This is a genomic window from Lacihabitans soyangensis, from assembly GCF_024343775.1.
GTDB classification, from domain to species: domain Bacteria; phylum Bacteroidota; class Bacteroidia; order Cytophagales; family Spirosomataceae; genus Leadbetterella; species Leadbetterella soyangensis.
This window is the reverse complement of record NZ_RJUF01000018.1, coordinates 33,692-59,789: the sequence shown is the minus strand read 5'-3', so window position 1 is coordinate 59,789 and position 26,098 is coordinate 33,692. Positions and strand designations below refer to the sequence as shown.

At 36.0% G+C, this 26,098-nt stretch carries 22 protein-coding genes and 1 tRNA gene; 12 read left to right on the top strand and 11 right to left on the bottom strand.

All coding sequences use genetic code 11. The features are described 5' to 3' along the window. Positions 1-10: 10 nt before the first annotated feature. The 3 genes from EGI31_RS08470 to EGI31_RS08460 all read right to left on the bottom strand — a co-directional run bounded on the left by EGI31_RS08470 (position 11) and on the right by EGI31_RS08460 (position 4,671). A complete protein-coding gene (locus EGI31_RS08470; RefSeq protein ID WP_255036786.1) occupies positions 11-2,992 on the bottom strand; it encodes a SusC/RagA family TonB-linked outer membrane protein in 2,982 nt (993 codons plus the stop codon). 328 nt (positions 2,993-3,320) lie between these two features. After that, positions 3,321-3,896, bottom strand: a complete 576-nt coding sequence (locus tag EGI31_RS08465; RefSeq protein ID WP_255036785.1) for a DUF975 family protein — start codon at positions 3,894-3,896, stop codon at positions 3,321-3,323. 19 nt (positions 3,897-3,915) lie between these two features. After that, a complete protein-coding gene (locus EGI31_RS08460) occupies positions 3,916-4,671 on the bottom strand; it encodes a 3-keto-disaccharide hydrolase (protein WP_255036784.1) in 756 nt (251 codons plus the stop codon). An 81-nt stretch (positions 4,672-4,752) separates the two neighbouring features. Between EGI31_RS08460 and EGI31_RS08455 the strand changes: the two genes are divergently transcribed. The 6 genes from EGI31_RS08455 to hutG all read left to right on the top strand — a co-directional run bounded on the left by EGI31_RS08455 (position 4,753) and on the right by hutG (position 11,771). Then, positions 4,753-5,490, top strand: a complete 738-nt coding sequence (locus EGI31_RS08455; RefSeq protein WP_255036783.1) for a phosphatidylinositol-specific phospholipase C/glycerophosphodiester phosphodiesterase family protein — start codon at positions 4,753-4,755, stop codon at positions 5,488-5,490. Between the two features lie 69 nt (positions 5,491-5,559). After that, positions 5,560-6,033, top strand: a complete 474-nt coding sequence (locus tag EGI31_RS08450; protein ID WP_255036781.1) for a MarR family winged helix-turn-helix transcriptional regulator — start codon at positions 5,560-5,562, stop codon at positions 6,031-6,033. Further along, positions 6,026-7,567, top strand: coding sequence for a histidine ammonia-lyase (gene hutH / locus EGI31_RS08445; RefSeq protein WP_255036780.1), 1,542 nt, complete (start codon positions 6,026-6,028; stop codon positions 7,565-7,567). The genes EGI31_RS08450 and hutH overlap by 8 nt, the downstream gene beginning before the upstream one ends. A gap of 20 nt (positions 7,568-7,587) precedes the next feature. Continuing rightward, positions 7,588-9,612 (top strand): urocanate hydratase, encoded by a 2,025-nt coding sequence (gene hutU, locus EGI31_RS08440; RefSeq protein WP_255036779.1) that lies wholly within the window; start codon positions 7,588-7,590, stop codon positions 9,610-9,612. A 12-nt stretch (positions 9,613-9,624) separates the two neighbouring features. Beyond that, positions 9,625-10,836, top strand: a complete 1,212-nt coding sequence (hutI, locus tag EGI31_RS08435; RefSeq protein WP_255036778.1) for an imidazolonepropionase — start codon at positions 9,625-9,627, stop codon at positions 10,834-10,836. Between the two features lie 5 nt (positions 10,837-10,841). Then, positions 10,842-11,771 (top strand): formimidoylglutamase, encoded by a 930-nt coding sequence (gene hutG / locus EGI31_RS08430; protein ID WP_255036777.1) that lies wholly within the window; start codon positions 10,842-10,844, stop codon positions 11,769-11,771. Between the two features lie 42 nt (positions 11,772-11,813). Here the strand turns inward: hutG and EGI31_RS08425 are convergent, their stop codons facing one another. After that, positions 11,814-11,981 carry a hypothetical protein gene (locus EGI31_RS08425; RefSeq protein ID WP_255036776.1) on the bottom strand — a complete coding sequence of 56 codons (168 nt, stop codon included), beginning with the start codon at positions 11,979-11,981 and terminating at the stop codon, positions 11,814-11,816. Between the two features lie 78 nt (positions 11,982-12,059). Here EGI31_RS08425 and EGI31_RS08420 point away from each other — a divergent pair, with 78 nt between their 5' ends. The 3 genes from EGI31_RS08420 (at position 12,060) to EGI31_RS08410 (ending at position 18,319) form a co-directional block, all read left to right on the top strand. After that, a complete protein-coding gene (locus EGI31_RS08420) occupies positions 12,060-13,013 on the top strand; it encodes an arginase (RefSeq protein ID WP_255036775.1) in 954 nt (317 codons plus the stop codon). Between the two features lie 612 nt (positions 13,014-13,625). Then, positions 13,626-14,723 (top strand): FIST signal transduction protein, encoded by a 1,098-nt coding sequence (locus EGI31_RS08415; RefSeq protein ID WP_255036774.1) that lies wholly within the window; start codon positions 13,626-13,628, stop codon positions 14,721-14,723. Next, positions 14,705-18,319 carry a PAS domain S-box protein gene (locus EGI31_RS08410; RefSeq protein WP_255036773.1) on the top strand — a complete coding sequence of 1,205 codons (3,615 nt, stop codon included), beginning with the start codon at positions 14,705-14,707 and terminating at the stop codon, positions 18,317-18,319. The genes EGI31_RS08415 and EGI31_RS08410 overlap by 19 nt, the downstream gene beginning before the upstream one ends. 238 nt (positions 18,320-18,557) lie before the next feature. Here the strand turns inward: EGI31_RS08410 and EGI31_RS08405 are convergent, their stop codons facing one another. After that, positions 18,558-19,925 (bottom strand): tryptophanase, encoded by a 1,368-nt coding sequence (locus EGI31_RS08405; RefSeq protein WP_255036772.1) that lies wholly within the window; start codon positions 19,923-19,925, stop codon positions 18,558-18,560. Positions 19,926-20,233: 308 nt separating this feature from the next. Here EGI31_RS08405 and EGI31_RS08400 point away from each other — a divergent pair. Then, positions 20,234-20,307: transfer RNA gene (locus EGI31_RS08400), tRNA-Asn, on the top strand. Between the two features lie 267 nt (positions 20,308-20,574). Here EGI31_RS08400 and EGI31_RS08395 read toward each other — a convergent pair. The 6 genes from EGI31_RS08395 to EGI31_RS08370 form a co-directional block, all read right to left on the bottom strand. Continuing rightward, a complete protein-coding gene (locus tag EGI31_RS08395; protein ID WP_255036771.1) occupies positions 20,575-20,817 on the bottom strand; it encodes a hypothetical protein in 243 nt (80 codons plus the stop codon). A gap of 10 nt (positions 20,818-20,827) precedes the next feature. Next, positions 20,828-21,799, bottom strand: a complete 972-nt coding sequence (locus EGI31_RS08390; RefSeq protein ID WP_255036770.1) for a DUF3871 family protein — start codon at positions 21,797-21,799, stop codon at positions 20,828-20,830. After that, positions 21,780-22,634 carry an AAA family ATPase gene (locus EGI31_RS08385; protein WP_255036769.1) on the bottom strand — a complete coding sequence of 285 codons (855 nt, stop codon included), beginning with the start codon at positions 22,632-22,634 and terminating at the stop codon, positions 21,780-21,782. The genes EGI31_RS08390 and EGI31_RS08385 overlap by 20 nt, the downstream gene beginning before the upstream one ends. A gap of 74 nt (positions 22,635-22,708) precedes the next feature. Continuing rightward, positions 22,709-23,056, bottom strand: coding sequence for a hypothetical protein (locus EGI31_RS08380; RefSeq protein ID WP_255036768.1), 348 nt, complete (start codon positions 23,054-23,056; stop codon positions 22,709-22,711). A 366-nt stretch (positions 23,057-23,422) separates the two neighbouring features. Beyond that, positions 23,423-23,845, bottom strand: coding sequence for a hypothetical protein (locus EGI31_RS08375; RefSeq protein WP_255036767.1), 423 nt, complete (start codon positions 23,843-23,845; stop codon positions 23,423-23,425). A 12-nt stretch (positions 23,846-23,857) separates the two neighbouring features. After that, a complete protein-coding gene (locus tag EGI31_RS08370; protein WP_255036765.1) occupies positions 23,858-24,283 on the bottom strand; it encodes a hypothetical protein in 426 nt (141 codons plus the stop codon). A 100-nt stretch (positions 24,284-24,383) separates the two neighbouring features. Between EGI31_RS08370 and EGI31_RS08365 the strand changes: the two genes are divergently transcribed. Both EGI31_RS08365 and EGI31_RS08360 read left to right on the top strand, forming a co-directional pair. Beyond that, positions 24,384-24,614 (top strand): helix-turn-helix domain-containing protein, encoded by a 231-nt coding sequence (locus EGI31_RS08365; protein ID WP_255036764.1) that lies wholly within the window; start codon positions 24,384-24,386, stop codon positions 24,612-24,614. 72 nt (positions 24,615-24,686) lie between these two features. After that, positions 24,687-25,001 (top strand): hypothetical protein, encoded by a 315-nt coding sequence (locus EGI31_RS08360; RefSeq protein WP_255036763.1) that lies wholly within the window; start codon positions 24,687-24,689, stop codon positions 24,999-25,001. The last annotated feature ends 1,097 nt before the right edge of the window (positions 25,002-26,098 follow it).

Below are 26,098 nucleotides of genomic sequence, written 5' to 3'. Positions count from 1 at the left end.
TTCTAAAGTATTAAAGTCCAATATTTAAACCAAAAATTACGGATCTAGCCTTAGGGTAAGTCAAATAGTCAATACCATAAGATGAAATACCATTCACAGAGCGATCGGTATTTACATCAGGGTCGAATCCGTCATATTTCGTGATCAGGAATAAGTTTTGTCCTGTAACGCTTAATCTCAAAGTAGAAACATACTTCTTAATGCCCAATTTTGAGGTATTCAGTGTATAACCCAACACCGCATTGTTTAATCTAAAAAATGCTCCATCTTTCAAAAATCTTGTACTCACTGGTGCAGAGTTATTGATAGATTCCTCTGGGAATTTGGTAGCCTCATTGGTGGTATTTACGCCTTTAGACAAACGCAATTTATAAAAATTGGCATTGGCCGTGTTGTCATATACCTTGTTACCAGCCACTCCGTTGAAATTAACGCCCAAATCAAACGAACCGTAGCTAAAGTTTCCGTTTAGGTTGTAAATTTTATTTGGCAAAGCTGTACCTGCCGCAATTCTGTCTTTATCTGAGAAGATTCCGTCACCGTTGGTGTCGGCATAAATGCTCAAGCCTTTGTCGTCAAAACCAGCAAATTGTCTCAAATAAAAAGTACCGATTGGCTGATCATTGATATAACCATTGATGGTAGCCGAAGTAAGACCAGAGCCTGATGCAGAACCTGAAGGGATTACGGTATAAGGAGAGTTTTTCACCACATTGTTTATTAACGTAATGTTCCCGCCTACTTCATAACGCATTTTGTTACCCAATTTTTTTCTTAGTAATAGCTCAAACTCAAGACCTTTGTTGATGATTTGCATATCAGCTACGTTGGTCCAAAGTGTACCTGCTGGTTGGACTGGGTCTGCAGGAATAACTTCTAACAAGATATCTCGAGAAACTTTGTTGAAATAATCCACAGTTCCTGTCAAGGCTCCGTTAAATAGACCAAAATCTAAACCTACGTCAATTTGTGATGAAACTTCCCACTGGATATTTGGATTGGCCAAACGTGAGTAAGTTGTACCTGCAGGATAACTTGTTCCGCCATCCAGAGGGTAGCTAGTTGTTGCTGATACCGAGGAGGTAAACAAAGCCTGAGTAATTTTTGAAGGAATTTCTTGGTTACCTGTTAAGCCCCAACCAGCTCTGATTTTCAAATCATCAAATTTGGTGTTTTTCAAAAACTCCTCTTCAGAAAGTCTCCAACCTACTGAAAACGAAGGAAACACACCATATTTATTATTGGCACCAAATTTTGAGGATCCATCCACCCTCACAGTTGCAGTGGCCAAGTATTTGTCGTTGTACTCATAGTTTACCCTTGAGAAAAACGACTGCAGTTCGTTTAATGTCGCAAAACCAGAAGGTTTATTATTCACCAAAGTTAAATCCTGACCCAAACCAGGATTAAATCTCGGCTCGATGTCGTTAAGCGGAAACTTGTTAATGCTAAATGAACGACCTTGCAAGAATATTTTTTGGTAGGAATGACCAGCCAAAGCAGTTAAAGAGTGTACATCCTTCGACATGGTGTATGTCAGGTAATTCTCTATCAATCTGTTGGTGTTTTTGTACTCTATGGAAGTCAAACCACCCAAAACCAAAGGCTCAGCATTTGGAAGCGACTGTAAATCTCTTGAAGAACTAGAATTGTCAATACCAAAGTTTAGCTTATAAACCAATCCCTTAGCTAAGGTCAAAGATGGGCTTATGTTTCCCAAAATTCTATTCGTAACTGTAAGGTCATTATCAAGAGCTAATGTGAGCATCGGGTTGGTACCATCTGCATATTTTTTTAAAGAACCATTAGCGGCATAAGGCACATAGGTCGGATTTGCAGAAATTGCACTTCCTATCAAACCTTGGAAATTTGGCCTTTCGTTGTTTGTGCTTGATGCACTGATGTTTACATCTACACTGAGTTTGTTTTCCCAAAAAGTCTGATTGAGGTTTACTCGTCCACTGTATCTGTCTAAATTTGAGTTTTTAAGTACCCCTTCCTGTTTCTGCATACCAAACGAACCAAAATATTTGAGTTTGTCAGTACCTCCGCTGAGGCCTAGGTTGTGGTTCTGAGTAAATGCAGTTTGAGAAATCTCTTTTTGCCAATCTGTATTGCCGCCGTCATCTATGAAATTAGCACCAATTTTTTTTATTTCTGCTCTAAATTCATCCGCGGTAAAAACATCCAATGGCCTAGCCATTTTAGAATATCCCAAACTCGTGCTGTAATTAAGGTTAGAAGCACCTTTTTTACCTTTTTTAGTCGTGATCAAAATCACACCGTTGGCTCCTCTTGATCCATAAATAGCTGTTGCTGAGGCATCTTTCAAAACGTCAATGGTCTCAATGTCTTCAGGATTCAAGAAAGTAAGGGGGTTTGTTGCTCCACCCACACTCGAATTGTCCAGTGCAAATCCGTCAATAACAAATAAAGGTGTGCTCCCTGTTCGAACACCACCCGGCCCACGCACGCTAATGTTCAAGGCCGCACCTGGCTCACCACTACTTGCAGTTACATTTACACCAGCTACTTTTCCTTGTAATAGTTGCTCAGGAGAGTTAATAATTCCTTTGTTAAAAGCCTCACTTTTAATAGATTTTACAGAGCCCGTTACGTCTTTCGAACGTGTATTTCCGTATCCAATCACCACCACCTCAGCGAGTTCTGAGGAATTAGAAGCCAAACTAACATTAATTTCTGATTGAGTACCTACTCTAATCTCTTGAGGTTCATATCCAATAAATGCAAAGACCAAAACCGCATTATCGTCTGGTACCGCAATACTGTAATTTCCGTTTACGTCAGTTATGACCCCTTTTGTAGTGCCCTTGAGCGTGACAGTACTCCCAATTAAGGCCTCGTTGGTTGATCCGTCTTTCACTACTCCTTTCACTATCTTGTCGATAGTTGGAACCGCAGCAAACAAAAAAGGAGCATTCAATGCCAGCCAGCAAAAAAGTGCTCCTAAAAGTAGAAGTTTTCGTTTCATATTGATTTGGTTAAGAAATAATTATAAAAATATTGGTAAAATTAGGTCCGTTTTCCGATGAAGATATGCCGAGATTGCAGTCTTAACCATATCTTAAAACCTCATTTTTTTTAATAATAATAAATTGACAATATCTTAACACACAGGAAATGAAAAGTAAAATTTACAATTCCTTCGATAAAAATAATTTAATTTTTAAAAAAATAGACTTTATCAAAAACATTTTAAATGTATAAATTTTTTGATAATTTTTATTAAAAAAGAGAGACAAACAAAAAACTTCTGCACATAGCTTGTACAGAAGTCAAAATATTATTCGGAATCGACCTTAAGATTTCAACCTTATTTTTTCATAGAAAAGTGCCGAAGCAGCATAAATTATTGGCAACACGTAGAAAAAACCTACCAAAAGTACTATCAGTCCAAGAATACAGAGCAGTATAGATAATAAAGAAAATACAAAGTAATCTGCTTTATAGCCTTTCATCATTTCCCAACTTGCTTTCATAGCCGAAACGGCGTCCATTTTTGGATTATCAGCTAAAATAAAATATGACATAGAGAAACCTATGGCAATAATAATACCTGGAATAATCAATAAAACTAGACCAAAACCAACGGCTAGGGTTATCAAAATGGTCATAATTAGAGAAGGAACATAGTTTTTGAATCCATCAAAAATTTGCTCCACTCTAACCTCATTTCCTCTGACAAGATTTAAGAAAAAAGAGGAAATACCCAAGGCCAATGGTCCCGAAATCAGTATTGACAGAATTCCATAACGTTCGTCGAATCCCGAAGGAATACCTGCGATCAAAAAGTAAATCAGCACTGTACCAATCGCCAATAAATGCTTACCGGTAAGCTTTTCATTACCCTCTCTGAATAAATCTAATATGCTCATAATCAATAATTAGGTTTACTTAAAAATCTGTATCTGCTTTTTTAATATCCATTGGTACTATCCAAATATTTCTGTAGTACACATTATGTCCTTCAGCCTGCAATTTTAGTCCACCTGGCCTATCTGTAATTCCCTTTCCACCATCATTACCTCCATCTTGACCAGAATTTGGTCCTCCCCAAACCTGAGAAATTTTTTGATTTTTATGTACTTTTTTACCATTAAAATACATCGTCACCATTGGTTTTTCCACCAATTTACCGTCTTTAAACTTGGCTGCACGAAACATAATGTCGTAGGCATTCCATTTGCCAATGCCATTATAGGCATAGTAGGGTGATGGCGATTCATTGATAACCGCAGCCATTCCGTGCGAGGTTGTATCGCCGTCCAAAACTTGAATTTCATATCTATTTTGCAAATAAACGCCACTATTTCCTCCCTTTTCTTTGATAAAAAACTCCACATGAAGCCTAAAATCTCCAAACTCTTCTTTGGTTACAATATCTGCGGCCCCATAAAGACCACCAGCGGCGGCTGGATCATTGGTATTTACAACAGTTCCTGCATCTACAGGATCATTCTGGATTTCCCACTTTATAGGCATGCTGGCTTTCAGTCTTGGACCGTTCCAATACTGCCACTTTTCATGCAGCATTTTGTGCGTTCCATCAAAAAGGATTTTGGCTTTTTTGGGAGCTTTGGCTCCAACGCCAATTTGGGCATTTGCCAAAATAGAAACGAGAGAAAACAGAAGAACTAAGATTTTTTTCATTTTGTAAGATTGAATATTTAAAAATCTAAAGTAACGATAATCAGGCTTTATTGCTAAATTGGCGACAAGAAATTCAAGAAAATGCTTAGAAACCTTTATACTTTTTTATTGATTATTGGTTTGAACAGTGTATTTGCACAAAAAATACATTCGCACAACGACTATGTACAGCCTCGACCGTTTTGGGAAGCCTATGAATCAGGGGCAAATTCCATAGAAGCAGATGTGTTTTTGGTTGATGGCAAACTATATGTAGCTCATGAAAAAAACGAAATCAATCCTGAAAGAACACTTGAAAAGCTATATTTAGAACCTTTAAACAAGGTAAATAAGGCAAGAAAAAGACAAGAACTTCAGATACTTATAGACCTAAAAACCAGTGCAGAACCATCACTTCAAGCCGTTTCCGAAGCCATTGCGAAATATCCAAAACTAGCAAGGGCTCACTCCAAAAAGAAATATATCAAATTCGTGATTTCTGGAAATCGGCCACCAATATCGGAATACACAAAATATCCTTCATACATTTTCTTTGACCACCAATCGCTCAAAGATCTCGAAAAAGGCGATAAATCAAAAATAGCTTTGGTTAGTTTTTCAATTGGAAGCTACTCAAAATGGAAAGGTGATAAACCTATGACAGATGAAGAAAAGCTCAAACTAAAAACCATAATCGATAGTGTACATACCTATGGTTACCCAATTCGTTTTTGGGCAACACCAGATACTCCTTTAGCATGGCAAACTTTATTTGACCTCAGTGTCGATTTTATCAACACTGACCAACCAAAAGCATCAAGGTTTTTCTTTATTAAATAATTTATAAAAATATTTTAAAAAAATATACAAAATATTATAATATATATAAGTACTTATATATATTTGCTTATGAATTTTTATCAAGAACTCGGCCCTCTTGTACTTGGTACAAGGCTCAAAAGACTAAGCGATTATTTTTTGAGCGAGATCAATAAGGTGTATAGTGACCTCGAAATTCCTTTCGAAGCATCGTGGTTTGGCGTTTTTTATTTATTAGACAAACACGGCAGTTTATCTATTTACGAAATCGCAGATACGCTTGACGTTTCTCATTCTGCTATTAGTCAGTTAATCAAAACTTTACAAGAAAAAAAACTAGTTATTTTAACTCCTTCTTCTGACGATGGCCGCAGAAAAGACATCGAATTTAGCACGATAGGAAAATCCCTCCTAGAGAAAATAAAACCCGTTTGGAGTGCTTTGAGCCAAACCATGAATACCTTTTTAGAAGAAAGCGAAGTCTTACAAAAATTGATAAAAATAGAAGATAGGTTTGGAGAAATCCCTTTAAACGAAAGAATAAAATCTAAGTTAAATGTTTAATTACGGAGAAGATTTTTTAGGAGTAAACGAGGTTTTGGCTTTGGTAAATGCGGAACTTAAAGGCCAGATTTCGGAAAAAGTTTTGGTGGAGATACAGAAAAGCACCCATTGGGTTAATGAAATAGTAGCTAGTACTGATGTAGTTTATGGCATAAATACCGGATTTGGGCCTTTGTGTGACACCAAAATTTCAGAATCTCAAACATCTGAGCTACAGCACAATCTGCTCATCAGTCATAGTGTGGGCGTAGGTGACCCCATAGCATTGCACCTAGCCAAAGCGATGATGATTTGTAAAGTTCATTCACTTTGCAAAGCATTCTCTGGTATTCGATTAGAAACTATTAACCGTATACTATGGATGATCGAGGAAGATATTATTCCATTAGTACCTTGCAAAGGTTCGGTAGGGGCATCAGGAGACTTAGCTCCATTATCCCATTTGTTTTTACCTCTAATAGGCTTGGGTGAGGTATTTTATAAAGGAGAAAAGTTACAAACTGCAGATTTGCTCAAAACTTTTTCAAAAGAACCCCTCACCTTGGGTCCGAAGGAGGGCTTAGCACTAATCAACGGCACGCAATTTATTCTAGTTCATGCCGTATTTGGTGTAGCTAGGCTGTTTCATTGCTTAGAAATCGCCGACATAGTGGGTGCTTTATCGCTCGAAGGACTGATGGGCTCTGCTAAACCTTTCGACAAAAGATTGCACGATATCAGAAACTTTGAAGGTAGCCAATGGGTGGCTCAAAGGCTTAGAAGTCTTTTGGCTGGTTCGGAAATTTTAGAAGCACATCTCGACTGCGACCGTGTACAAGATCCTTACTCCTTGCGTTGTATGCCACAGGTGCACGGAGCATCCCGAAATGCGTACATACATCTTAAACAATTGACCGAAATAGAGCTCAACTCGGTTACTGACAACCCGATAGTGCTGGGTTCGCACGATAGTATAAGTGGGGGGAATTTCCATGGGCAACCTTTGGCTTTACCCTTAGATTATTGCACACTTGCAGCAGCAGAGTTGGGCAATATCTCAGACCGACGCTGTTATTTGATGCTAGAAGGCAGGTATGGGTTGCCTAGATTATTACTAGAAGACACAGGATTAAATTCTGGTTTTATGATACCTCAATACACCACTGCAGCTTTGGTTTCAGAAAACAAATCACTATGCTTCCCTGCATCGGCAGATTCTATTCCGACCTCACTGGGGCAGGAAGATCATGTGTCCATGGGATCAATCAGTGGTCGAAAATTCCACACAGTTTTAGACAATTTAGAATATATTTTGGCCATTGAGTTGCTGTATGCAGCACAAGCAATGGAATTCAGAAGACCACTGAAGTCCTCCAAAGTGCTTGAGGAAGTTTTTGCTGAAGTTAGAAAACATGTGGATTTCGCCACCAAAGATCGAAGCTTTTCATACGACATAAATACGCTTCAGCAACTCATCAAAAGTACTATTTTGACAGACATTGTTTCTCAAAAAACAAATGCGAATGATACCTATGAACAGCACTGTATCAATTAGTTTGATTTAAGATTTACAAAATGAGTAATCAAGAAGAAAATACTAGATTTAGAGAATTAATTTCAAACGGAATTCCGGAGGCATTACCGGACAAAAAGCCATATCCTGTTGGGGTAAATTCTACACCAATTAGAAAAAACATACTCTCAAAAGAGGAAAAACAGCTGGCCATCCGAAATGCTTTGCGATACTTTCCTGTTGAGTGGCACCAAATTTTAGCACCTGAATTTGCCGAAGAACTTAATAAGTTTGGCAGAATTTATATGCATCGTTTTAAGCCAGAATATAAACTATATGCGAGAGCATTAGAGGATTATCCAGCCAAAAGTATTCAAGCTGCCAGCATCATGTTGATGATTCAAAACAATCTGGATCCTGCAGTAGCCCAACACCCGGAGGAACTTATTACTTATGGAGGAAATGGAGCGGTGTTCCAAAATTGGGCACAGTATTTACTTACCATGCAGTATTTGGCAAAAATGACCGACGAACAGACTTTGCACCTTTATTCTGGGCACCCAATGGGCCTGTTCCCTTCTTCTAAAAATGCCCCTAGAGTAGTTGTAACCAACGGAATGATGATTCCAAATTATTCAAGACCAGATGATTGGGAAAAATACAATGCACTTGGCGTTACTCAATATGGTCAAATGACAGCAGGATCATTTATGTACATTGGCCCACAGGGAATTGTGCATGGAACTACCATTACTGTTATTAATGCTTTCAGAAAACTACTGAAGAAGGGCGAGAAACCTTCTGGAAAAATATTCCTAACATCCGGCCTAGGCGGAATGAGCGGTGCTCAGCCTAAAGCAGGAAATATAGCAGGTTGTATTACCGTTTGTGCAGAGGTAAATGCAAAAGCAGCTAAGAAAAGACACGAACAAGGTTGGGTGGATGTTTTGGTTGAAAATATGGAGGATCTGGTAGTTAGAGTTCAACAGGCACAGGCGAGTAGTGAGATAGTATCCATAGCCTACATCGGCAATGTAGTAGAAGTTTGGGAAGAATTTGACAAACGCGACATTTATGTACATATTGGTTCAGATCAAACATCGCTGCATAATCCTTGGTCAGGAGGCTATTATCCTGTGGGTTTAGGCTTTGAGGAAGCCAACGACATGATTAGTAAAAATCCAGAAGAATTTAAAGTTTTGGTCAAAAAATCATTGGTTAGACAAGCCCATGCCATTAATAAGCATGCCAAAAAAGGCACCTACTTTTTTGACTATGGCAATGCCTTTCTTTTGGAAGCCTCAAGAGCGGGTGCGGACATTATGGCGGATAATAAAATTGATTTCAAATACGCCTCGTATGTAGAAGATATTTTGGGGCCCATGTGCTTCGATTTTGGCTTTGGCCCATTCAGATGGGTTTGTACTTCTGGTAAGCCAGAAGATTTAGACAAAACCGACAAGATTGCCCTGAAAGTGATGCAAGAAATGCTAAAGAATGCCCCTGAGGAAATAAAGCAACAGCTTGAAGATAACATAAAGTGGATAATAGATGCCAATAAAAACAAATTGGTAGTGGGCTCACAAGCCAGGATTCTATACGCTGATGCCGAAGGCCGGGCTAAAATAGCCGAAGAATTTAACAAGGCTATTGCAAATGGTGAAATCGGGAAAGTGGTTTTGGGCAGAGACCACCACGACGTAAGCGGAACGGACTCGCCTTTCAGAGAAACGAGCAACATTCGTGACGGAAGTAAGTTTACAGCCGACATGGCCATTCACAATGTTATAGGTGATAGTTTCAGAGGTGCTACGTGGGTGTCTATCCACAATGGCGGAGGAGTAGGCTGGGGTGAAGTAATAAATGGCGGTTTCGGGATGCTATTAGACGGATCAAAAGAAGCGAGTAAAAAACTAAAATCTATGCTGTTTTTTGATGTAAACAATGGCATTGCACGAAGAAGTTGGGCCAGAAACGAAAATGCCTTATTTGCTATTAAACGAGAAATGGAACGATCCAAAAACCTGCAAGTCACTTTGCCGAATTTGGTGGATGATGAAATTATTGAAAGTATTATTTTTAACTAAATTTCACACGGTATGAAACTCATAGGTCCCTTTTCGCAAATTCTGACGCTTGCCCATATTGATTTTAAAGGATCCGTAAAGGACAATGCTTTGGAGATAGTGGAAAATGGAGGAGTTTTGGTTTCTAAGGGTCATATTTTAAAAGTAGGCAATTTCGATACGCTAAGAAGGGAAAATCCATTGTTAGAAATCGAGGAAATCACACAAAAAAGAGTACTGATACCAGGATTTGTTGATTGTCATACACATACCTGTTTTGCAGGTACACGGGCTATGGATTTTGCCGAGAGAAATGCTGGCACTCCTTATTTGGAAATAGCTCAAAAAGGTGGTGGAATTTGGAGCACAGTAACAGCAACCCGAAATGCCAGTCAGGAAGAATTAAAAACTCTAAACGAAACTAGGGTGAATAGTTTCTTGAAAAATGGCATAACAACAGTAGAAATAAAGTCGGGTTACGGGCTTTCGGTGGAAGAAGAAATAAAAATATTGAATACCATAAACCAACTGGATACCGAAGCCGACGTAGTACCGACTTGCTTGGCTGCACACATAAAACCTAGAGATTTTGATGGTTCAGGTGTTGAATATTTGGAACATTTAATTGAAAATCTCCTTCCAAAAATCAAACATTTGACCAATCGCATAGATATTTTCACGGAGAAATCGGCCTTTGGAATAGAAGAATCTACCCATTATTTGCAAAAAGTAAAAGAAATGGGATTCCAGATAACAGTTCACGCGGACCAGTTTACTGCAGGCTCTGCTCAAATGGCTGTGAAAATGGGTGCCCTTTCAGCAGATCACCTTGAGGCCAGTACTGAAACAGACATAAACGTTTTGGCAAATTCCGAAACCGTAGCTGTGGCATTACCCGGAGCATCTATTGGTCTTGGAGAACCCTTTGCACCAGCCCGAAAACTCTTAGATGCAGGAGCTTGCTTGGCCATAGCCTCTGATTACAACCCGGGCTCAGCCCCTATGGGTGACCTACTCACGCAAGCGTCTATTCTCGCAACATTTCAAAAATTGACAAACGCAGAAGTGTTTTCTGGCCTTACATTTAGAGCAGCAAAAGCGTTGAATCTGTTTGATATTGGAAAAATTTCAACTGGCTATAAAGCTGATTTTCAGGCTTATCCCACAGATGACTATAGAGAAATATTGTATCATCAAGGGCAATTAAAGCCTGATATAGTTTGGAAAATGGGTTATTTAATTTAAAACAGATGTACGAAAAAGCAATTCCATGGACCGGCCGAATCGACGGCTATTCAGATGAATACCTTAGATGGCATCAGGACATAAAGACAGAAAACTTAGAGGGCCTAACAGAATCTGCTGATTTTGGAATAATAGGCTTTGCGTGTGATGAAGGCGTAAGACGTAATAAGGGCCGAACAGGAGCAAAAATGGGCCCCGAATTAATAAGAAAAGCCTGTGCCAATTTCCCAATAATTGAGAACATACAAATAGCTGACTATGGAAATATAGTTTGTGATGGACCTAATTTAGAGGAAGCTCAGGAAAACCTAGCAAATGCGGTTTATAAAATTCAATCAAAAAATATTAAAACTATAGTATTTGGAGGTGGTCATGAGGTCATGTTTGGGCATTATTCTGGACTTAGAAAGGCCTATCCAAACCAAAAGATTGGTATACTGAACTTTGACGCCCATTTTGATAATAGAGCCATTGACGTTTCAGTTGGAGCAACTTCAGGAACAGGTTTTTGGCAGATAGCAAGGCAAGATGAGAATTATAATTATTTAGCCATAGGCATTCAAAAGAATTCAAACACAAAGGTTCTTTTTCAAGAAGCCGAAAGTACCTCTACCACCTATATTTTGGCAGAAGATTTTGTACCTGAGAATGAAAATAAAATATATCAAATCCAACAGAAATGGATGGATAGCATTGATATTTTGTATGTAACGGTATGTTTAGATGTATTTGCAGCTCCATTTGCACCCGGAGTAAGTGCCACTGCCTATAATGGCATAATGCCTGACTATTTTTTTAAGAAAATCTTTAGAAAAGCCATCAGCTCTGAGAAATTGAAGGCCTTTGATATAGCTGAACTCAACCCTGACCATGACATTGACAACCGAACAGCCAAGCTGGCTGCGAGTTTTGTTTATGAGGTAGTTAATGCTTGAAATACTAAGAAGTTATCGACCCCAAAGGCTTTATCTATTAGTTTATCGCAGCAGGGATGGAGCCATTGTTTGAGCTCCTTTTTTTGCTGGCAAAGCCGCAAAAAAAGAGCGAGTGGCGAGAGCCCGCCCGGCTGCCCAAAAAACCCCTTTACTGATGGTTTTAAATTTCTTCTTTTGGGGTATTATAATATGATTTTTAACTTTAATCATAAAAGAAAAGAAAATTTGACTGTTTTGTTTTCTTGAAAAATAAAATTTGATTAATTGCACCTATCAACAAAACCCTTAATGCAAATAAAAATTTTAAAAAACCGCTCAGATATTGGAGCTGGTACACGAGGCTCAGATTTGGGCATTGATGCCATGGAAATAGCGGCAATTGGTAAGGAAAACCACTATTTCAATGAATTTCCTTTCGAAGATATTCCTACACATAATGAGTCCATCTACAACAAAGACCACAATTCGTTTGCAAAACGAATAGGCCATGTGGCAGAGCAATGTACACGAGTTTCAAATGCCATTGACCGCAACCTCAGAAATGAATTTTTCCCCATTTTACTATCAGGAGATCATTCTTCGGCCTTGGGAACTATAAGCGGTATAAAAAAAGCTTTCCCTGAAAAGAAACTAGGCGTTTTTTGGATAGACGCACACGCTGACATTCATTCACCATATACTTCACCTTCTGGCAATATCCATGGTATGCCCTTGGCAGCAGCATTAGGTTTAGACAATAAACAATTACAACTCAATGAACCCATTGGGGAAACCCAAAAGCATTGGGAAAACATGAAGAATATCGGCATTGGGGGGCCAAAGATTTTGTCTGAAAACTTGATATATTTTGGAGTAAGAGATACGGAGGCAGCAGAGGACGATATTATTGAACAATGTAAAATCAGAAATTACAAAATAGAAGAAGTGCGGTTTAGGGGCTTGGATGTGTGTGTGAAGGAAGCCTTAAAGCAATTTTCTGAATGCGAAATCATATACATTTCCTTCGATGTGGACTCTATGGACAAAGACTTGGTTTCGGATGGAACAGGTACGCCTGTTTCGAAAGGATTCGATCAAAATGAAATTAATCTGTTATTAGAAGGAATAGTGGCTTCAAAGAAAGTGGTTTGTTTGGAAGTAGTGGAAATAAACCCTCTCCTAGATACCCGCGGCAACAAGATGGCCGAAACGGCATTTGAAATATTGGATAGGGTAACAGGGAAAATACGTAGCACTATCTAAAAGTAAGGTCAAATGACGACGTTATATTCTCGAATCTATGTTAATCAGGCTCATTTGAACCCTGAATAATTCTTGCTCGTTTTTAAAAAAGTCCAAAGTAAAATTTTCTTTATTCCTATTCACATAATATGCCTGTGGGAAATTCTTTCAAATATTTCAATACGTTTAGTAAAACTCGTTTTTTAGATTTTGTCAGTGTTTTTAAAACTCCTAAATTCATATACCATACTTCTCAAATTTTTATTATTTTTTTATACAAAAGGCATAATTTTTGCTTTAAATGTATTGAATTCTAGAGTTGCAATAATTTTTAAATGTCGAGTTAAAATAATTATTGACTATTTTTTCAACTCTAAAATTTAATTTTTTATAACTTTTATGGTAAATGTTTAATTTAACTATGAAACTTAATAGCTTTCCTTAAGTATCTAACAGTTATCTTTTATTAAACAATTTTAAACCGATTGGGTTAGAAATTTCCCCAAGGTTAATCAATCTAGCCATAATTGGCCTTGATTTCAAGTAGACTGAAATAAACGTCCCTGTGTATTGATTTTTTAATCAATATTATAGTTAATATTATCATTATTAGATACTTATATTCAGCTTTATATGTACGCACAAAATCTTATTGTTCTAAAAGAATTGCTCATTAAAGTCCAAGGTGATAAACAGATTAAAAGTTTATTACTATTTGGTGGAGATAAAAATAGGCCTTCTTCTGATGATTTAATTGTCGTTATGAAGGAGAATACCAAGCCACTGTTAGGAGGTTTTTTCCCTGAAATAATAGCAGATGGACTGAGAAAAGAAGAAGGCTTTGTGTTGATTCCTGTTTTTGAGGAGTTAACTGTAGTTAAATTTGACAATAATGTTAAAGAGGACTGTTTCGGCAATTCTATAGCAGAATGTTTAAGCGGAGTTTCGGGTAAATTAGAAAGTGTTTTTTGTTTCTTCAATGCATTATGGGAGAATAAAAAATCCTTTATGCATCATTTATACGACGAACTCGGCCCTTTTGTAAATTATCTGGGAGGAGGTGCAGGTTCTTTAAGTTTTCAGTCCTTTCCTTGTGTTTTTGCAAATCAAGAAATAGTGGAGCATGGAGCAGTGCTTGGAGCAATGAAAAAAGTAATTTCTATAGGGGTAGCTCATGGTTGGCATCCAATATCTGACCTTATTAAGGTAACTGAAACCCGAAACAATACCGTATTGTCTTTAAACTGGAAGCCAGCTTTTGATGTTTATAAAGAAAATATCTTAAACCACAGCGGACTTGTTATAGATCAAGATAATTTTTTTGATATTGCTAAATCCTATCCATTGGGCTTGGTAAAATTAGACGACGAAATGATTATTAGAGATCCATTTGCTACAGAAAAAGGATTTCTGCACATAGTAGATGAGGTACCCGAAGGTGAGTATATTCGAATCATGCATGGAGACTTGGGTTCATTATTGGAGGGTACTAAAAGTGCGGTTGAGAATTCAAACAAATTGGGCTATTCAAGTTTTACTCAAATTTGTATCGATTGTATTTCAAGAGTATTATTTATGCAAGAAGATTATAAAAATGAGTTAACATTAATGAATAAAAATCAGGCAGCAAACGGTGTGCTTAGTATTGGTGAAATAGCAAACCCTGGAAATTCGGCTTTAGAATTATACAATAAAACAGTAGTAATAGCTCAATGGAAAAAGGAAGTTTAGATATTCAAGTATTGCTTGAGATAGCTTTAAATCAAAGAATAGTAGATGAGGTTTCGGTAGATTTGCCAAAAGTTCTACACTTGTATTTGAGAAAACTAAATTGTTTTTCTGTAGCTATAATACATCAAAATGAATGGACCAATATTTTGCCCAAAGCCTTAAATACAAACTTGGAGTGGCAAAATAAATTAAACCTTATTAAGGAAGAATGGGCAGACTTGGTTACTCCGACAGTATTTAGAGAGCTAGACGAGGATAAGTTTTATGGTTTTTCATTAGATACATTCGGCAGGTTAGTATTGGTAAGGAAAAACGTACTTTCAGATGAGATGATTTTTGAACTGAAAAAAGTGGTTTTTCAATTAGGCAGAGATTTAAATAGGGCTGAAGAGGAGCAGCGGCTAAAGCTTTTGCAAAGCTTATTTGATAAATCTTCCGATGCTATTCAAGTAGCTAATGAAAATGGAAGCTTGTATTATATAAATGAGGTAGCCTCTCAAAGACTTGGAATTAGCCAAGACGAAATTAAAAAATACCATGTAAGCGATTTTGAAAATATCTTTAGAGAAAACGAAAATGCTTGGGCATTGCATATTGAGCAACTACGAACAAATGGCCAAATAATTTTAGAGGGAATTAATATTAATCAAAAGACAAAGGAATTAATACCTGTAGAAGTTACTGTAAACTTAATCACGATTAAGAATTCCAATTTTGTCATTGCCATATCAAGGGATATTACCGAAAGACGTTGTCAAGAAACTAAGATAAAAGATTACAATCAAAAACTGGAGAGCATTTTAAATGAAATGACAGATGTAGTGTGGTCGATAAAAATACCAGAAAAAGAGGTAATTTTTGTGACACCCTCTATCGAAAGCGTATTTGAGATTAAAGCTGATAAATTTCTCAATGACTTTGATGTGTGGCAGGAATTGATTGTAGATGAAGATAAATATATTATAGAGGAAATATATTTGAGTTTATCTAAAATCGGAAGTTTCAATGTAAAATACCGAATTAAAACAGAAAATGGCCATATAAAATGGATAAGAAATAAAGGTAAGTATGTGTACAATAATCTTAATGAACCCATAAGATTAGATGGTGTAGCAATAGATAGAACAAAAGAATATATTGCACAAAACACGCTAGATCAGGAGTTAAGGCTTCAAGAAGCATTAATAGATATAGCATCAACCTATATCAATTTAGACCCCAAAGATGTTGAGAACACGATTAACCGGTCCTTGGAAATGATGGGATTGTTTGTATCATCTGATCGGGCCTATATTTTTGAGTATAATTTTGAAAAAGGCACTACTTCCAATATATATGAATGGTGCAATGAGGGGATTGCACCTGAAATAGATAATCTTCAAGATGTTCCGAATGATTTTTTTCCGCAATGGATCACAAAACATCAAAATGGAGAAGTATTTTATATTTCTGATGTAGCAGCTTTAAATGAAAAGGAAGAAGGTGGGCTGAAATCAATATTAGAACCACAAGGCATTAAAAGCCTGATAGCCTTGCCTATGTTAGATGGTCAGGAACTTGTAGGTTTTGTAGGTTTTGATTCTGTAAAAAAACATTATAACTACACTGAAAAAGAAAAGCGTTTGTTGTTGTTGTTTGGGCAAATGCTCATAAATATACGCAATAGACAAAAATGGGAAAATCAATTGCGTTTGCAGGAAGAAAAATACAGGAATATTCTTGCAAATATGAATTTAGGCTTATTAGAAATTGACTTAAACAATGCAGTAATTTTTGCTAACCAAAGTTTTTGTGATATGTCAGGGCATAAGCTCGAGGAGTTAAAAGGTAAGTCTATACTAGATTTGTCGTTTTCAGATGAATACAAAATAGCGATAAACAACCATGCTCAAAAACAATCCGAAAGACATTCTGAAGGGTATGAAATTGAATTTATAGATAAACAAGGTGAGTCTCATTGGTGGTTTATTAGTAACGCACCAAATTTTAATGATAAGGGTCACCTTATCGGTTATATCATAATTCATTTAGATATTTCAGTTAAAAAGAGACTTGAACAAGAGCTAGCAAAGGCCAAAACTTTCGCCGAGTCGGCAGCTAAAGCAAAGGAGTTGTTTTTGGCCAATATGAGTCATGAAATACGTACACCACTAAATGTAATTATTGGCATGATAAGGCAGCTCAACAAAGAGAATCTAACGACTGATCAGCATTTTTATGTAAAACAATCTGAAAGCTCTGCCAAGCATTTGCTAACTATTCTAAATAATATTTTAGATATAGCCAAAATAGAGTCTGGCGACATGGAACTCATCGAAGAATCATTTAGTCCAAGTGCTCTGGCTTACAATGTGCATTCTATTATGTATTCGCAAGCAAAAGACAAAAATATCGACTTTAAACTCAACGTAAATAGCGATATCAAACCTGCATTAAAAGGAGACGAAACCCGATTAAGACAAGTCTTAATAAATTTATTGGGGAATGCAATCAAATTTACAGATAAAGGAAGTATCAATCTTTCAGTTGAACTATTAGAAAACTACAAGGATTCCCAAAAACTGAGATTTGAAGTCAAGGATTCGGGTATAGGTATGTCAGAGGAATTTGTATTAAGAATTTTCGACAAATTTTCCCAAGAGCAAAATACTTCAAATCGGAAATATGAAGGCACTGGTTTGGGTATGGCTATTTCTAACGACTTAATTAAGCTAATGGGCGGCACTTTGAAAGTAACAAGCCAAAAAAACATTGGTACTACTTGTTCATTTGATATTGAATTTAAAATTGCGGATCCACAATCTTTTGCATCAATTAAAAAGCAAATAAAAGCAGGAGTTTTCAGTGGAAAAAGAGTGTTGTTAGTTGAAGATAACGAAATGAACAGATTCATTGCCATTCAAAGTTTAAAATTCCTAGGCTTTGATACAACAGAAGCTGAGAACGGATTAGTTGCTACCGAATTAATACAAAAACAGAACTTCGACTTGATATTGATGGATATTCAAATGCCAGTCATGGATGGCGTAGAAGCTACAGAATTCATTCGAGAAAAATTATTAAATAACACACCGATAATTGCACTTACTGCTAATGCCTTTAAACACGACATTGATTTGTATCTGAGAAAAGGCATGAATGATTTTGTTACTAAGCCCTTTGACGAGCAAGATTTCTTCAGGAAAATAGAACATGTTTTAAGTTTGTCATATGATATTCTACCATTGGAATTAAATTCCAAGGTTGAAATCAAAAAGGAAATACCATTATATGATTTAACGAGCCTAGAAAATCTACTGAATGGGGATAAGGATTACATAAATCAAATGATTGTTATTTTTATAGATTTAGTAAAAAATAGTAGCACCGAAATGAGCAAAGCTTATTCGGAAGGAAATTTTGAACAGGTTCGAAAAATTGCTCATAAAATAAAACCGAGTGTTGAACAGATGGGAGTTAATTCTATCATGGACACAATAAAAACCCTTGAAAAGTTTGATTATGTGGAGAGAGATCCCAGTCAAATGCAAATCATGGTAAATGAAATAATAACGGTGCTAAACGAAGTAGTGGATAGTTTGGCGAATAGATCCTAAGAATTTAAAGCTATGTCTTCCATTTTTAGAAGTAAAAAAGAGGTAATTAATGCCTAAGGTAGTACCCACATGGGGTCACTTTGGTAGGGTCTTTTATAATTGAGAGCAGAAGTGTCTATATATCTTTACATTAAAACTAAACCACCTGGAAGTTTTTAAAGCCAATAATTCACAAAGACTTTACAACGGTTTATTTTTAAAAATGCCCCTTTACTTTAATAAAGAGGCATTTTTTCTATTACAATTCAGCAAACTCCGCTGTAAAATGCCTTAGCATTGGAGGCTCTTTTACAATTTTATAACCCTTTAATTTTTCTCGCTCCTGAAAAACCTCTATGATTACTTCAACCACGTAATCAATATGACTTTGGGTATAAACTCTTCTTGGAATAGCCAATCTAACCAATTCCAAATCTGGAGAAACTGTTTTGCCATTTTCATTGTACTTCCCAAACATCACAGAGCCTATTTCGCATGCTCTAATACCTCCTTTAAGGTATAGGGCACATGCAATGGCTTGTCCCGGAAACTCGTAGTTGGGTATGTGTTCACAGAATTTTCCAGCATCTAAATACACAGCATGCCCTCCCGTTGGCAGTATCAATGGAACACCAGCCTCTACTAGTTTTTCTCCTAAATAGGCAATGGTTCTGATTCTATAATGCAAATAACTCTCATCCAATATTTCCTCCAAACCTTGGGCTATCGCCTCCAAATCTCGACCAGCCAAGCCCCCGTAGGTAGGAAAACCCTCGGTAACCACCAATACATTTCTGCATTTTTGGGCTAAATCTTCGTCATTTAAAGCCAAAAATCCTCCAATATTCACCAAAGCATCTTTTTTTGCACTCATAGTCATGCCGTCGGCATAACTAAACATTTCTTGGCAAATTTCTAATATGCTTTTTTTATCATATCCGTGTTCCCTAATTTTAATAAAATAGGCATTTTCGGCAAATCTACATGCATCTAAAAAAAACGGCTTCTGAAATTCTCTACAAACTTCGCTTACTTGACGTATATTCTCCATAGAAACCGGCTGCCCACCCCCAGAATTGTTGGTAATGGTGAGCATAACCAATGGTACTTTCTCGGCATTTTCGGCAAGAAATGAACGCAACTTTTCCACATCCATATTACCTTTAAAGTCTGCTATAAAATCAGGTTTTTTGCCATTTTCATTCAAGAAATCTATTGCTTCGGCTCCACTAAATTCGATATTGGCCCTGGTAGTATCAAAATGGGTATTGTTTGGAATAATTTGACCTTCTCCACCCACAATAGAAAAAAGAATTTTTTCAGCGGCACGTCCTTGATGGGTAGGAATAATGTGCGTAAGACCTGTAATCTTTTTGATGGTTTCCTCAAAACGATAAAAGCTTCGTGAACCGGCGTAACTCTCATCGCCGTTCATAATGCCGGCCCACTGCATGGCACTCATGGCGGAGGTGCCGCTGTCGGTGAGTAAATCGATGATGACATCTTCGGCTTTTAAACCGAATAAGTTGTATCCAACTTCTTTAAGTTTTTGAGCTCTTTGGTCTTCTGTAGTAAAAAATATAGGCTCTACGGCCTTTATTCTGAAAGGTTCAATTATTGTTTTCATCTTTGAAAAATAGAAAATGCTCTTCCATTGATTTTGGAAGAGGGGTTAAAAAAATAAAAAAGGGAAATTGTTCTTTAGGAGAAAAGAAATGCGTCGCGGCTTTTAATATTTTTGAAAACTGCTTTCATTAGGTGATTTTCAAATTGAACTCAAATTTATCAAAAAAATAAGAATAAAAAAACGACTATTTAAAAGCCTGATTTGTAAAAGTTTAAACCTCAGTCAAGATAAAAACTCAAAAAAAGATAAATTTTTTGTTACGAAATGTTTGAACAATAAGAAAAAACGTTCTACTTTTGCACCATGATTCCTGAATAGCTCAGTCGGTTAGAGCATCTGACTGTTAATCAGAGGGTCGCTGGTTCGAGCCCAGCTTCGGGAGCTTAATTATAAAGGAGTTACAGAAATGTAGCTCCTTTTTTGTTTTTGGTTGCATAACATTTTGCCTAACAACTCAATTCTAAAAGACTCCTACCCTTTAATTAGCTACTATTAAAAAGTAGGAGTTTCTAATCCAATAAACCAGATTTTCTAACAAATAATATTATTTCTAGAGCTCTGATGTTCATTTTCAGTGGTTTTCTTATTTACTGAGGTAAACCTTCTCAAAAGTACATCCAACAAAATACAGCATAATCCTCAACGAAGTCTAACTCAGTATCTCAAAATGGCTATGATGGTAGGATTTACCTTTTATTATATATGTAATTCCTATTAAAACCTCTGTCTTAACCATATCAACAACAACCTGTTGCTCTAAAATGTAAGAATCCACAGGATTTCTACATTTAACGTAAAAAGGACAGTAAACTCTTTTTAAAACACCAATTCTACTCACAAAGAGTAGAGAAAATGGATCTAAAACAATTTTAGGCTCAAAAAAACCTGCCATTCTTATAGCTTTAACTTAAAAACCAAGTATTTGAGCCTCTTTCCAAACTATTCTCTAGATGCTTAACAAAAGAAAAAGCATTCAGGCCTCTATCTAAGAAAGTATCAATGTAGGACTGCTTGTTTGCTCCTGTGAACAAATTATAAAGATTCCATAGATTTACAGAACCATCAGGATTTCTACAAAAAGACTCATCTTGGTAATAATCTCTGGCAACAATCCCAATCTGATTATCTCCAAACATAAGATTTGGAAGCATCTTTTTCTCTTGTAAAGGTAGATATTGATACATTTTAGCCCTACCCAACAAGTTAGCAAACTGATTTTCAGTCAAATAATACTCCTTAAACCTATTAAGAAAACTAAAATGTTGTTCAAAACTATAAGTTGTAAAAACTTCAAAAATTTGCTTCATCAAGTCACTGGAGCTTTTCACCTTTAGAACTCCTGAAAATCCATCAGTCCAAATACAGAGATTGCAACAGACTTTGTTTTGAAACCCAATGAATATCTTGAAATGCTCATCAGCACCTTTTCTATTGTACAAGTTGTCCATATTGTAGGCTTTGATGCCGCCTACAGTTAATGACAGCCTATTGCCATTGATTTCAGAGTAGACTGATGGAATTTCTATCACAAATGCCATTCTTTCATAATAAATGGTCTTTTCATGCTCTAACAAGTCCTTGGCCGACTTCTCTTTTGCCTCTGGAATCCTTCCTTTGATAGGGTGTGAAACTCTAAGACTTGGAGGTAGAATAGTCTCATTTTTAAAAACATGAGAAGCAACCTCTTGTACACAACCTATAAAGTCATGGTGTGATATTACAGGTTCATTGTCTTTTACAAAAACTGGGATAATATGCTTCTGTTCTAATTCATACAAGGCCATTGGAATGGTATTGGCTTGAATAAAAGCCAGCTCTGAGGAAGAAACACTCTCTGAGAGCTTTATTTCTGGGTTAATTAACTGTAGTTCCATTTTGGCTATAATTTTGGGTGAAGGATTTTAACTGACTTTGTCTTAAATTGAACTCATCTTTGAATTGAGTTTGAACTTCCATAGCTACACTTTCATAAAAATTCCTCAGCTCCTCTAAAGTGTCACAGGCTTTAATTAAGTTGGCATAATCTCTGACTGTTATTTCTCCTTGTTTACACCATTCCACAATAGTTCTACCTGTTTCTTGAGAAATCTTAAAATCTGGCATTCCCTCAAACAGTCCTGTTCGGTCTTTGGTAGCTACAGCATTATGCTTTTGATCCAGTTCAAATACAAGAGTTAATTCATAGTCAACTCCATCTCTCTGAATTGCCTTCATTCCTACCTTTTCTGGCACTAATTTACCATCCTTGTTTGGAGTGAGAACATAATCCTGTTTTGCCCTTAGAGTACATATTATGTGAATATCTGCTTGTAAAATTGCATTTATAAACATTTGATGCCGAGGTGTAAATTTTGCCCAGTTCGTGTAGCTGTTTCCAGACAATTGGGAATGTGCTTCTAAAATAAATTCCCATTCCATTGATATATTGTCAATAATAACTACCTCAATGCCAGCCTGAATGCAAAGATTTACAGCCTGTAAATATCTTTCAGGTGAATATGGTGGTTTGAAGTCAATCAAATAAAATCTACCTAAATGAGAATATAGACTAGCAGACTTATTCTCTGTATCTATCACTGCTATTTTTGACCAGTCTTGCAACATTCCATAGGCAAGTAGTAGGGCACTATAACTCTTCCCAGAGCCACTAGCACCTTGGAGGCCAATTTTAATTTTGGCCTGCTCTCTTTTTACAATTTCTAATTTCATAATTACTTTAAAATAAAAAAAGGCAAAGTCAACCAAGTCAATGCCTTATAAATAATAATTGGTTTGGTTGGCTTCTAAGCTTCTTGCATTTGAGTTGTTCCAAAGACCACAGATTCTGTATTTTGAGATTCTATAGGAGAATAGACCATTCTGTAAGACATGGTGATTTCCTCATCTTCAACCACAAATGCGTAGGGTTCACAAGCTTCTTTATGAATGGTTCCTGGCATAGATTTGCCAACCATCATTGCACAAACATGTTCATTAAATGTACAAGACATCCAACATTTTCTGACAGTTGCATAGTGCCTGCCTGTCTTCTGTGAGACAATAAATTCTAAATCATCTGATTGAAGCTCCAAGGCAAAATAAACATGTCCTTCAGTAGAGGTTCTTTTTTGAAAACCAGTAACTTTTACCATTTTTTAATTTTTTTTTAGGTGAAACAAAAAAACAAACCACTGCCAAACCAGTCTAATGCTATTAATAATCAATGGGATTGAAAGTTTTACCAAACCAGAATGATCTTAGAATACATCCAAATGAACCAGTGCATTCAAACATGCAGGGGGGCTATGGCAGGGGCCAAAAAAGATGGGGTATTAGCTCTAACTACTTATGAGTGGAGGTATAGAAAAATAAAAAGTTGTGATTAGTTTTCGGAGAAGACAGTCTTAACTAGAGTATGTTAAAGTAAAAACTGTAGATTTAAGCCATCAATAAGCGAAGCTCAAATAAATATTGACAGTTACTTAAGGTAAAATAGACCAAACTGATTTTTTAAAATCTTATGTTTTAGATTCCAAGAATAGAAATTCGGCCTTTTCAAATATTCTAGTGTCAACAATTGAGGCTGTTCCGACGTCATATCCAACCATAAAAATATCCAGTACAAGTTTATTATCAAAAACTTGCCCTTTGTAAGCATTCTGTATAAACCTGATTTCAATAAAGCCTTTTTCTCTTGATATTTCACCAAGATCCAAGTTTTCATAATATTCTTGTGACAAAATCTGAGCTATATCTGCCTTGGAAGGATAAAAAAGTTCATCAAATTGCTCCATATAAACTTGGTTGTCAACAAATCTGAGCAGACCACTCAATCCAGGACAATAACCCTTTGGAGTTTGGCCAGAGAAATTCCAGACATAAATTCCATCTGTCCTCAACCTTTTAGGAGAGCTACTAAATAAATTATCAAAAAAGCCCATAAGTGATGTTGTTTAATTTGAGTTGAGATTGTGGTTTACTTGTATTTTGTGAAGCTCAATGGCTTTCTTCATCTCAGAAATCAAGGAATCCGCCATTCTAATTTGCCAATCCTGCCTTATATTCTGCGAATTTTCAAACTCTTTTTTATGGACCAATTCTTGCTGAAAATATTTGTACCTCCAGATAACTTTTAATGTTCCAAAAGCATATTCCAAATTGATAATTTGGTTTTCACCTTCCTTATATAAGTTATAGCTGGTTTCAGAAAGTTTTGTAGTTAGACCAGACCCAGAAAAAGCATATTTGTTCAAAGTCTCAATGAAAGCATTAAACTTTTGAGGAAGTGGCTCTCCTTTAAGTTGTTCTGTCTGTTTGTTACTATCTGCAATAAACTTATAAACAACAAGGACTCCGATAATGATAAAAAAGTAGATCATGATGATATTTTAGGATTTTAAATGTGATGCAAATTAAAAAATAACTTAATACCCAATATATTGGGTGGTAGAAAATATTTATTAAGCCCACTTTTGGGCCGTGAATAATTCTAGAAATACAGACCTACTAAAGAAGTTTGGAGCTAACCTTAAAAGACTGAGAGAGTCTAAAGGTTTGAGCCAAGAAGAGCTGTGTTTTAAGTCTGGCCTGTCTAAAAATCAGATTGGTAATATTGAGAGAGGTGAAGTTAACACAACAATTTCTACTCTTGCTGCCATTGGTTTAGCCTTGGAATTACCAGCCTCAGACCTCCTAAAATTTGATATTTAGCTTCAATTTCCCTGATTGCTACGAAATTCAGCCATTGAATCATGTTCTACAGCATAATTTTGAACAAAAATTATGAAACCAGCTAGAATTGTACAAATTATTGGTAGGAGAATATCTGTCAATGAAAAACAGTACACTCTGTCAACTACAAGAATTATGATGAATGGTGATTCTTTCACAGAAACAATAAGGATTTCAAGCAAAGATGTGAAGACTCATATTAATACTGGCAATTGGCATATTATAGACTCTACCAATCTCAATAGCCTTGGACTTGAGCCATTGGCTATTCAAATTCTGGATAATTTTCTTTTACAAATAAAGTTCGAGAAATATACAGATACTGACATTCTACTGGGAGAAGACCACTATTCAAAGCAATTTTAATATGCTTTGAAGCTAAATCTCGGAATTTAAACCTTAAATATTTGTTGAAGGATTACAAATTTTAGCGATACTATGGAAGAATGTCAAACTACAATTTATATTACATTTTCTTGAGATTCAATGGAAACTTTCATGCGATTATACAATATTAACAAAACAGGATAAAATAGCTGTAATACCAAGTCTAAATTCTATAGGAATTTGTTGTATTTCCAATATTGTACTTTTGTGTATTAAAACCTAAACGAAAATGGCCTTTTATTAGTAGATTGTTCTAAAGGGCTAGATCTATTTTCTAAGCCTCTTATTAATGAGCCTACTTCATTAGATAAAGTGTTTTCCCTTTGTCATTCTATTAACTTCAAAATCCCAAAATTCATTATTTGACCATCTTGAAGATATGTTTTCTAATTATTCCTAACACTTGAAGAGAAAAAAGACAAGTGGTAAAAACTATTTTTTCAAAAAAATAGAATTTATTAAGATTTTAATATCAGTTGAGAACTTAGACAATATCGGATTGTTATGATAAGAATTGCAATTTTCTTTACCTGTGGAAAACTTTTATTTTTTCAACAAACTTGCCACTCCGAATATAATTAACAGATTTTCAAATACTTACAACAATAAAAATAAAGTACGATTTTCTTCAGTTCATAACCCAAGAAAATTAAAATTCAATTTGTCACCAATTTGAGTTTTTCATTTCTAACAAAAGTACTAATTTTGAAGTACCAGGTATATAAAAGTAAAAATCTCCTCAAGTTTATATTCCTTAGGGAGATTTTTATTATGAACAGTTTTTTTAAATGGCTTGGTAAGAACAAGCCGTCTTTGGAAGCTTTGAAAACGATTAGTGAAATTCTCAGGAACATTACGAATCTTTTTCTGTAAGCTTAGATTAAAAGAGCCCTATTGACAGTAGGGCTTTTTTATTAGTAACATCTCTAATGTCTATATAATTGAGTTATTACTTGTAGCAAATAAACCTCTATACAGCACTACATCTTTTACTTATTTCTGTAAAATTAACAAGTTACTTTACAATTCTGCAAACAAAAGTAAAAATATTTTTATATTCTTTATTCCTTCATAAC

Coding starts and splice junctions, on each gene's coding strand:
- EGI31_RS08470 (WP_255036786.1), bottom strand. CDS start 2,992: ATGAAACGAAAACTTCTACTTTTAGGAGCACTTTTTTGCTGGCTGGCA.
- EGI31_RS08465 (WP_255036785.1), bottom strand. CDS start 3,896: ATGAGCATATTAGATTTATTCAGAGAGGGTAATGAAAAGCTTACCGGT.
- EGI31_RS08460 (WP_255036784.1), bottom strand. CDS start 4,671: ATGAAAAAAATCTTAGTTCTTCTGTTTTCTCTCGTTTCTATTTTGGCA.
- EGI31_RS08455 (WP_255036783.1), top strand. CDS start 4,753: ATGCTTAGAAACCTTTATACTTTTTTATTGATTATTGGTTTGAACAGT.
- EGI31_RS08450 (WP_255036781.1), top strand. CDS start 5,560: ATGAATTTTTATCAAGAACTCGGCCCTCTTGTACTTGGTACAAGGCTC.
- hutH (WP_255036780.1), top strand. CDS start 6,026: ATGTTTAATTACGGAGAAGATTTTTTAGGAGTAAACGAGGTTTTGGCT.
- hutU (WP_255036779.1), top strand. CDS start 7,588: ATGAGTAATCAAGAAGAAAATACTAGATTTAGAGAATTAATTTCAAAC.
- hutI (WP_255036778.1), top strand. CDS start 9,625: ATGAAACTCATAGGTCCCTTTTCGCAAATTCTGACGCTTGCCCATATT.
- hutG (WP_255036777.1), top strand. CDS start 10,842: ATGTACGAAAAAGCAATTCCATGGACCGGCCGAATCGACGGCTATTCA.
- EGI31_RS08425 (WP_255036776.1), bottom strand. CDS start 11,981: ATGATTAAAGTTAAAAATCATATTATAATACCCCAAAAGAAGAAATTT.
- EGI31_RS08420 (WP_255036775.1), top strand. CDS start 12,060: ATGCAAATAAAAATTTTAAAAAACCGCTCAGATATTGGAGCTGGTACA.
- EGI31_RS08415 (WP_255036774.1), top strand. CDS start 13,626: ATGTACGCACAAAATCTTATTGTTCTAAAAGAATTGCTCATTAAAGTC.
- EGI31_RS08410 (WP_255036773.1), top strand. CDS start 14,705: ATGGAAAAAGGAAGTTTAGATATTCAAGTATTGCTTGAGATAGCTTTA.
- EGI31_RS08405 (WP_255036772.1), bottom strand. CDS start 19,925: ATGAAAACAATAATTGAACCTTTCAGAATAAAGGCCGTAGAGCCTATA.
- EGI31_RS08395 (WP_255036771.1), bottom strand. CDS start 20,817: ATGGCAGGTTTTTTTGAGCCTAAAATTGTTTTAGATCCATTTTCTCTA.
- EGI31_RS08390 (WP_255036770.1), bottom strand. CDS start 21,799: ATGGAACTACAGTTAATTAACCCAGAAATAAAGCTCTCAGAGAGTGTT.
- EGI31_RS08385 (WP_255036769.1), bottom strand. CDS start 22,634: ATGAAATTAGAAATTGTAAAAAGAGAGCAGGCCAAAATTAAAATTGGC.
- EGI31_RS08380 (WP_255036768.1), bottom strand. CDS start 23,056: ATGGTAAAAGTTACTGGTTTTCAAAAAAGAACCTCTACTGAAGGACAT.
- EGI31_RS08375 (WP_255036767.1), bottom strand. CDS start 23,845: ATGGGCTTTTTTGATAATTTATTTAGTAGCTCTCCTAAAAGGTTGAGG.
- EGI31_RS08370 (WP_255036765.1), bottom strand. CDS start 24,283: ATGATCTACTTTTTTATCATTATCGGAGTCCTTGTTGTTTATAAGTTT.
- EGI31_RS08360 (WP_255036763.1), top strand. CDS start 24,687: ATGAAACCAGCTAGAATTGTACAAATTATTGGTAGGAGAATATCTGTC.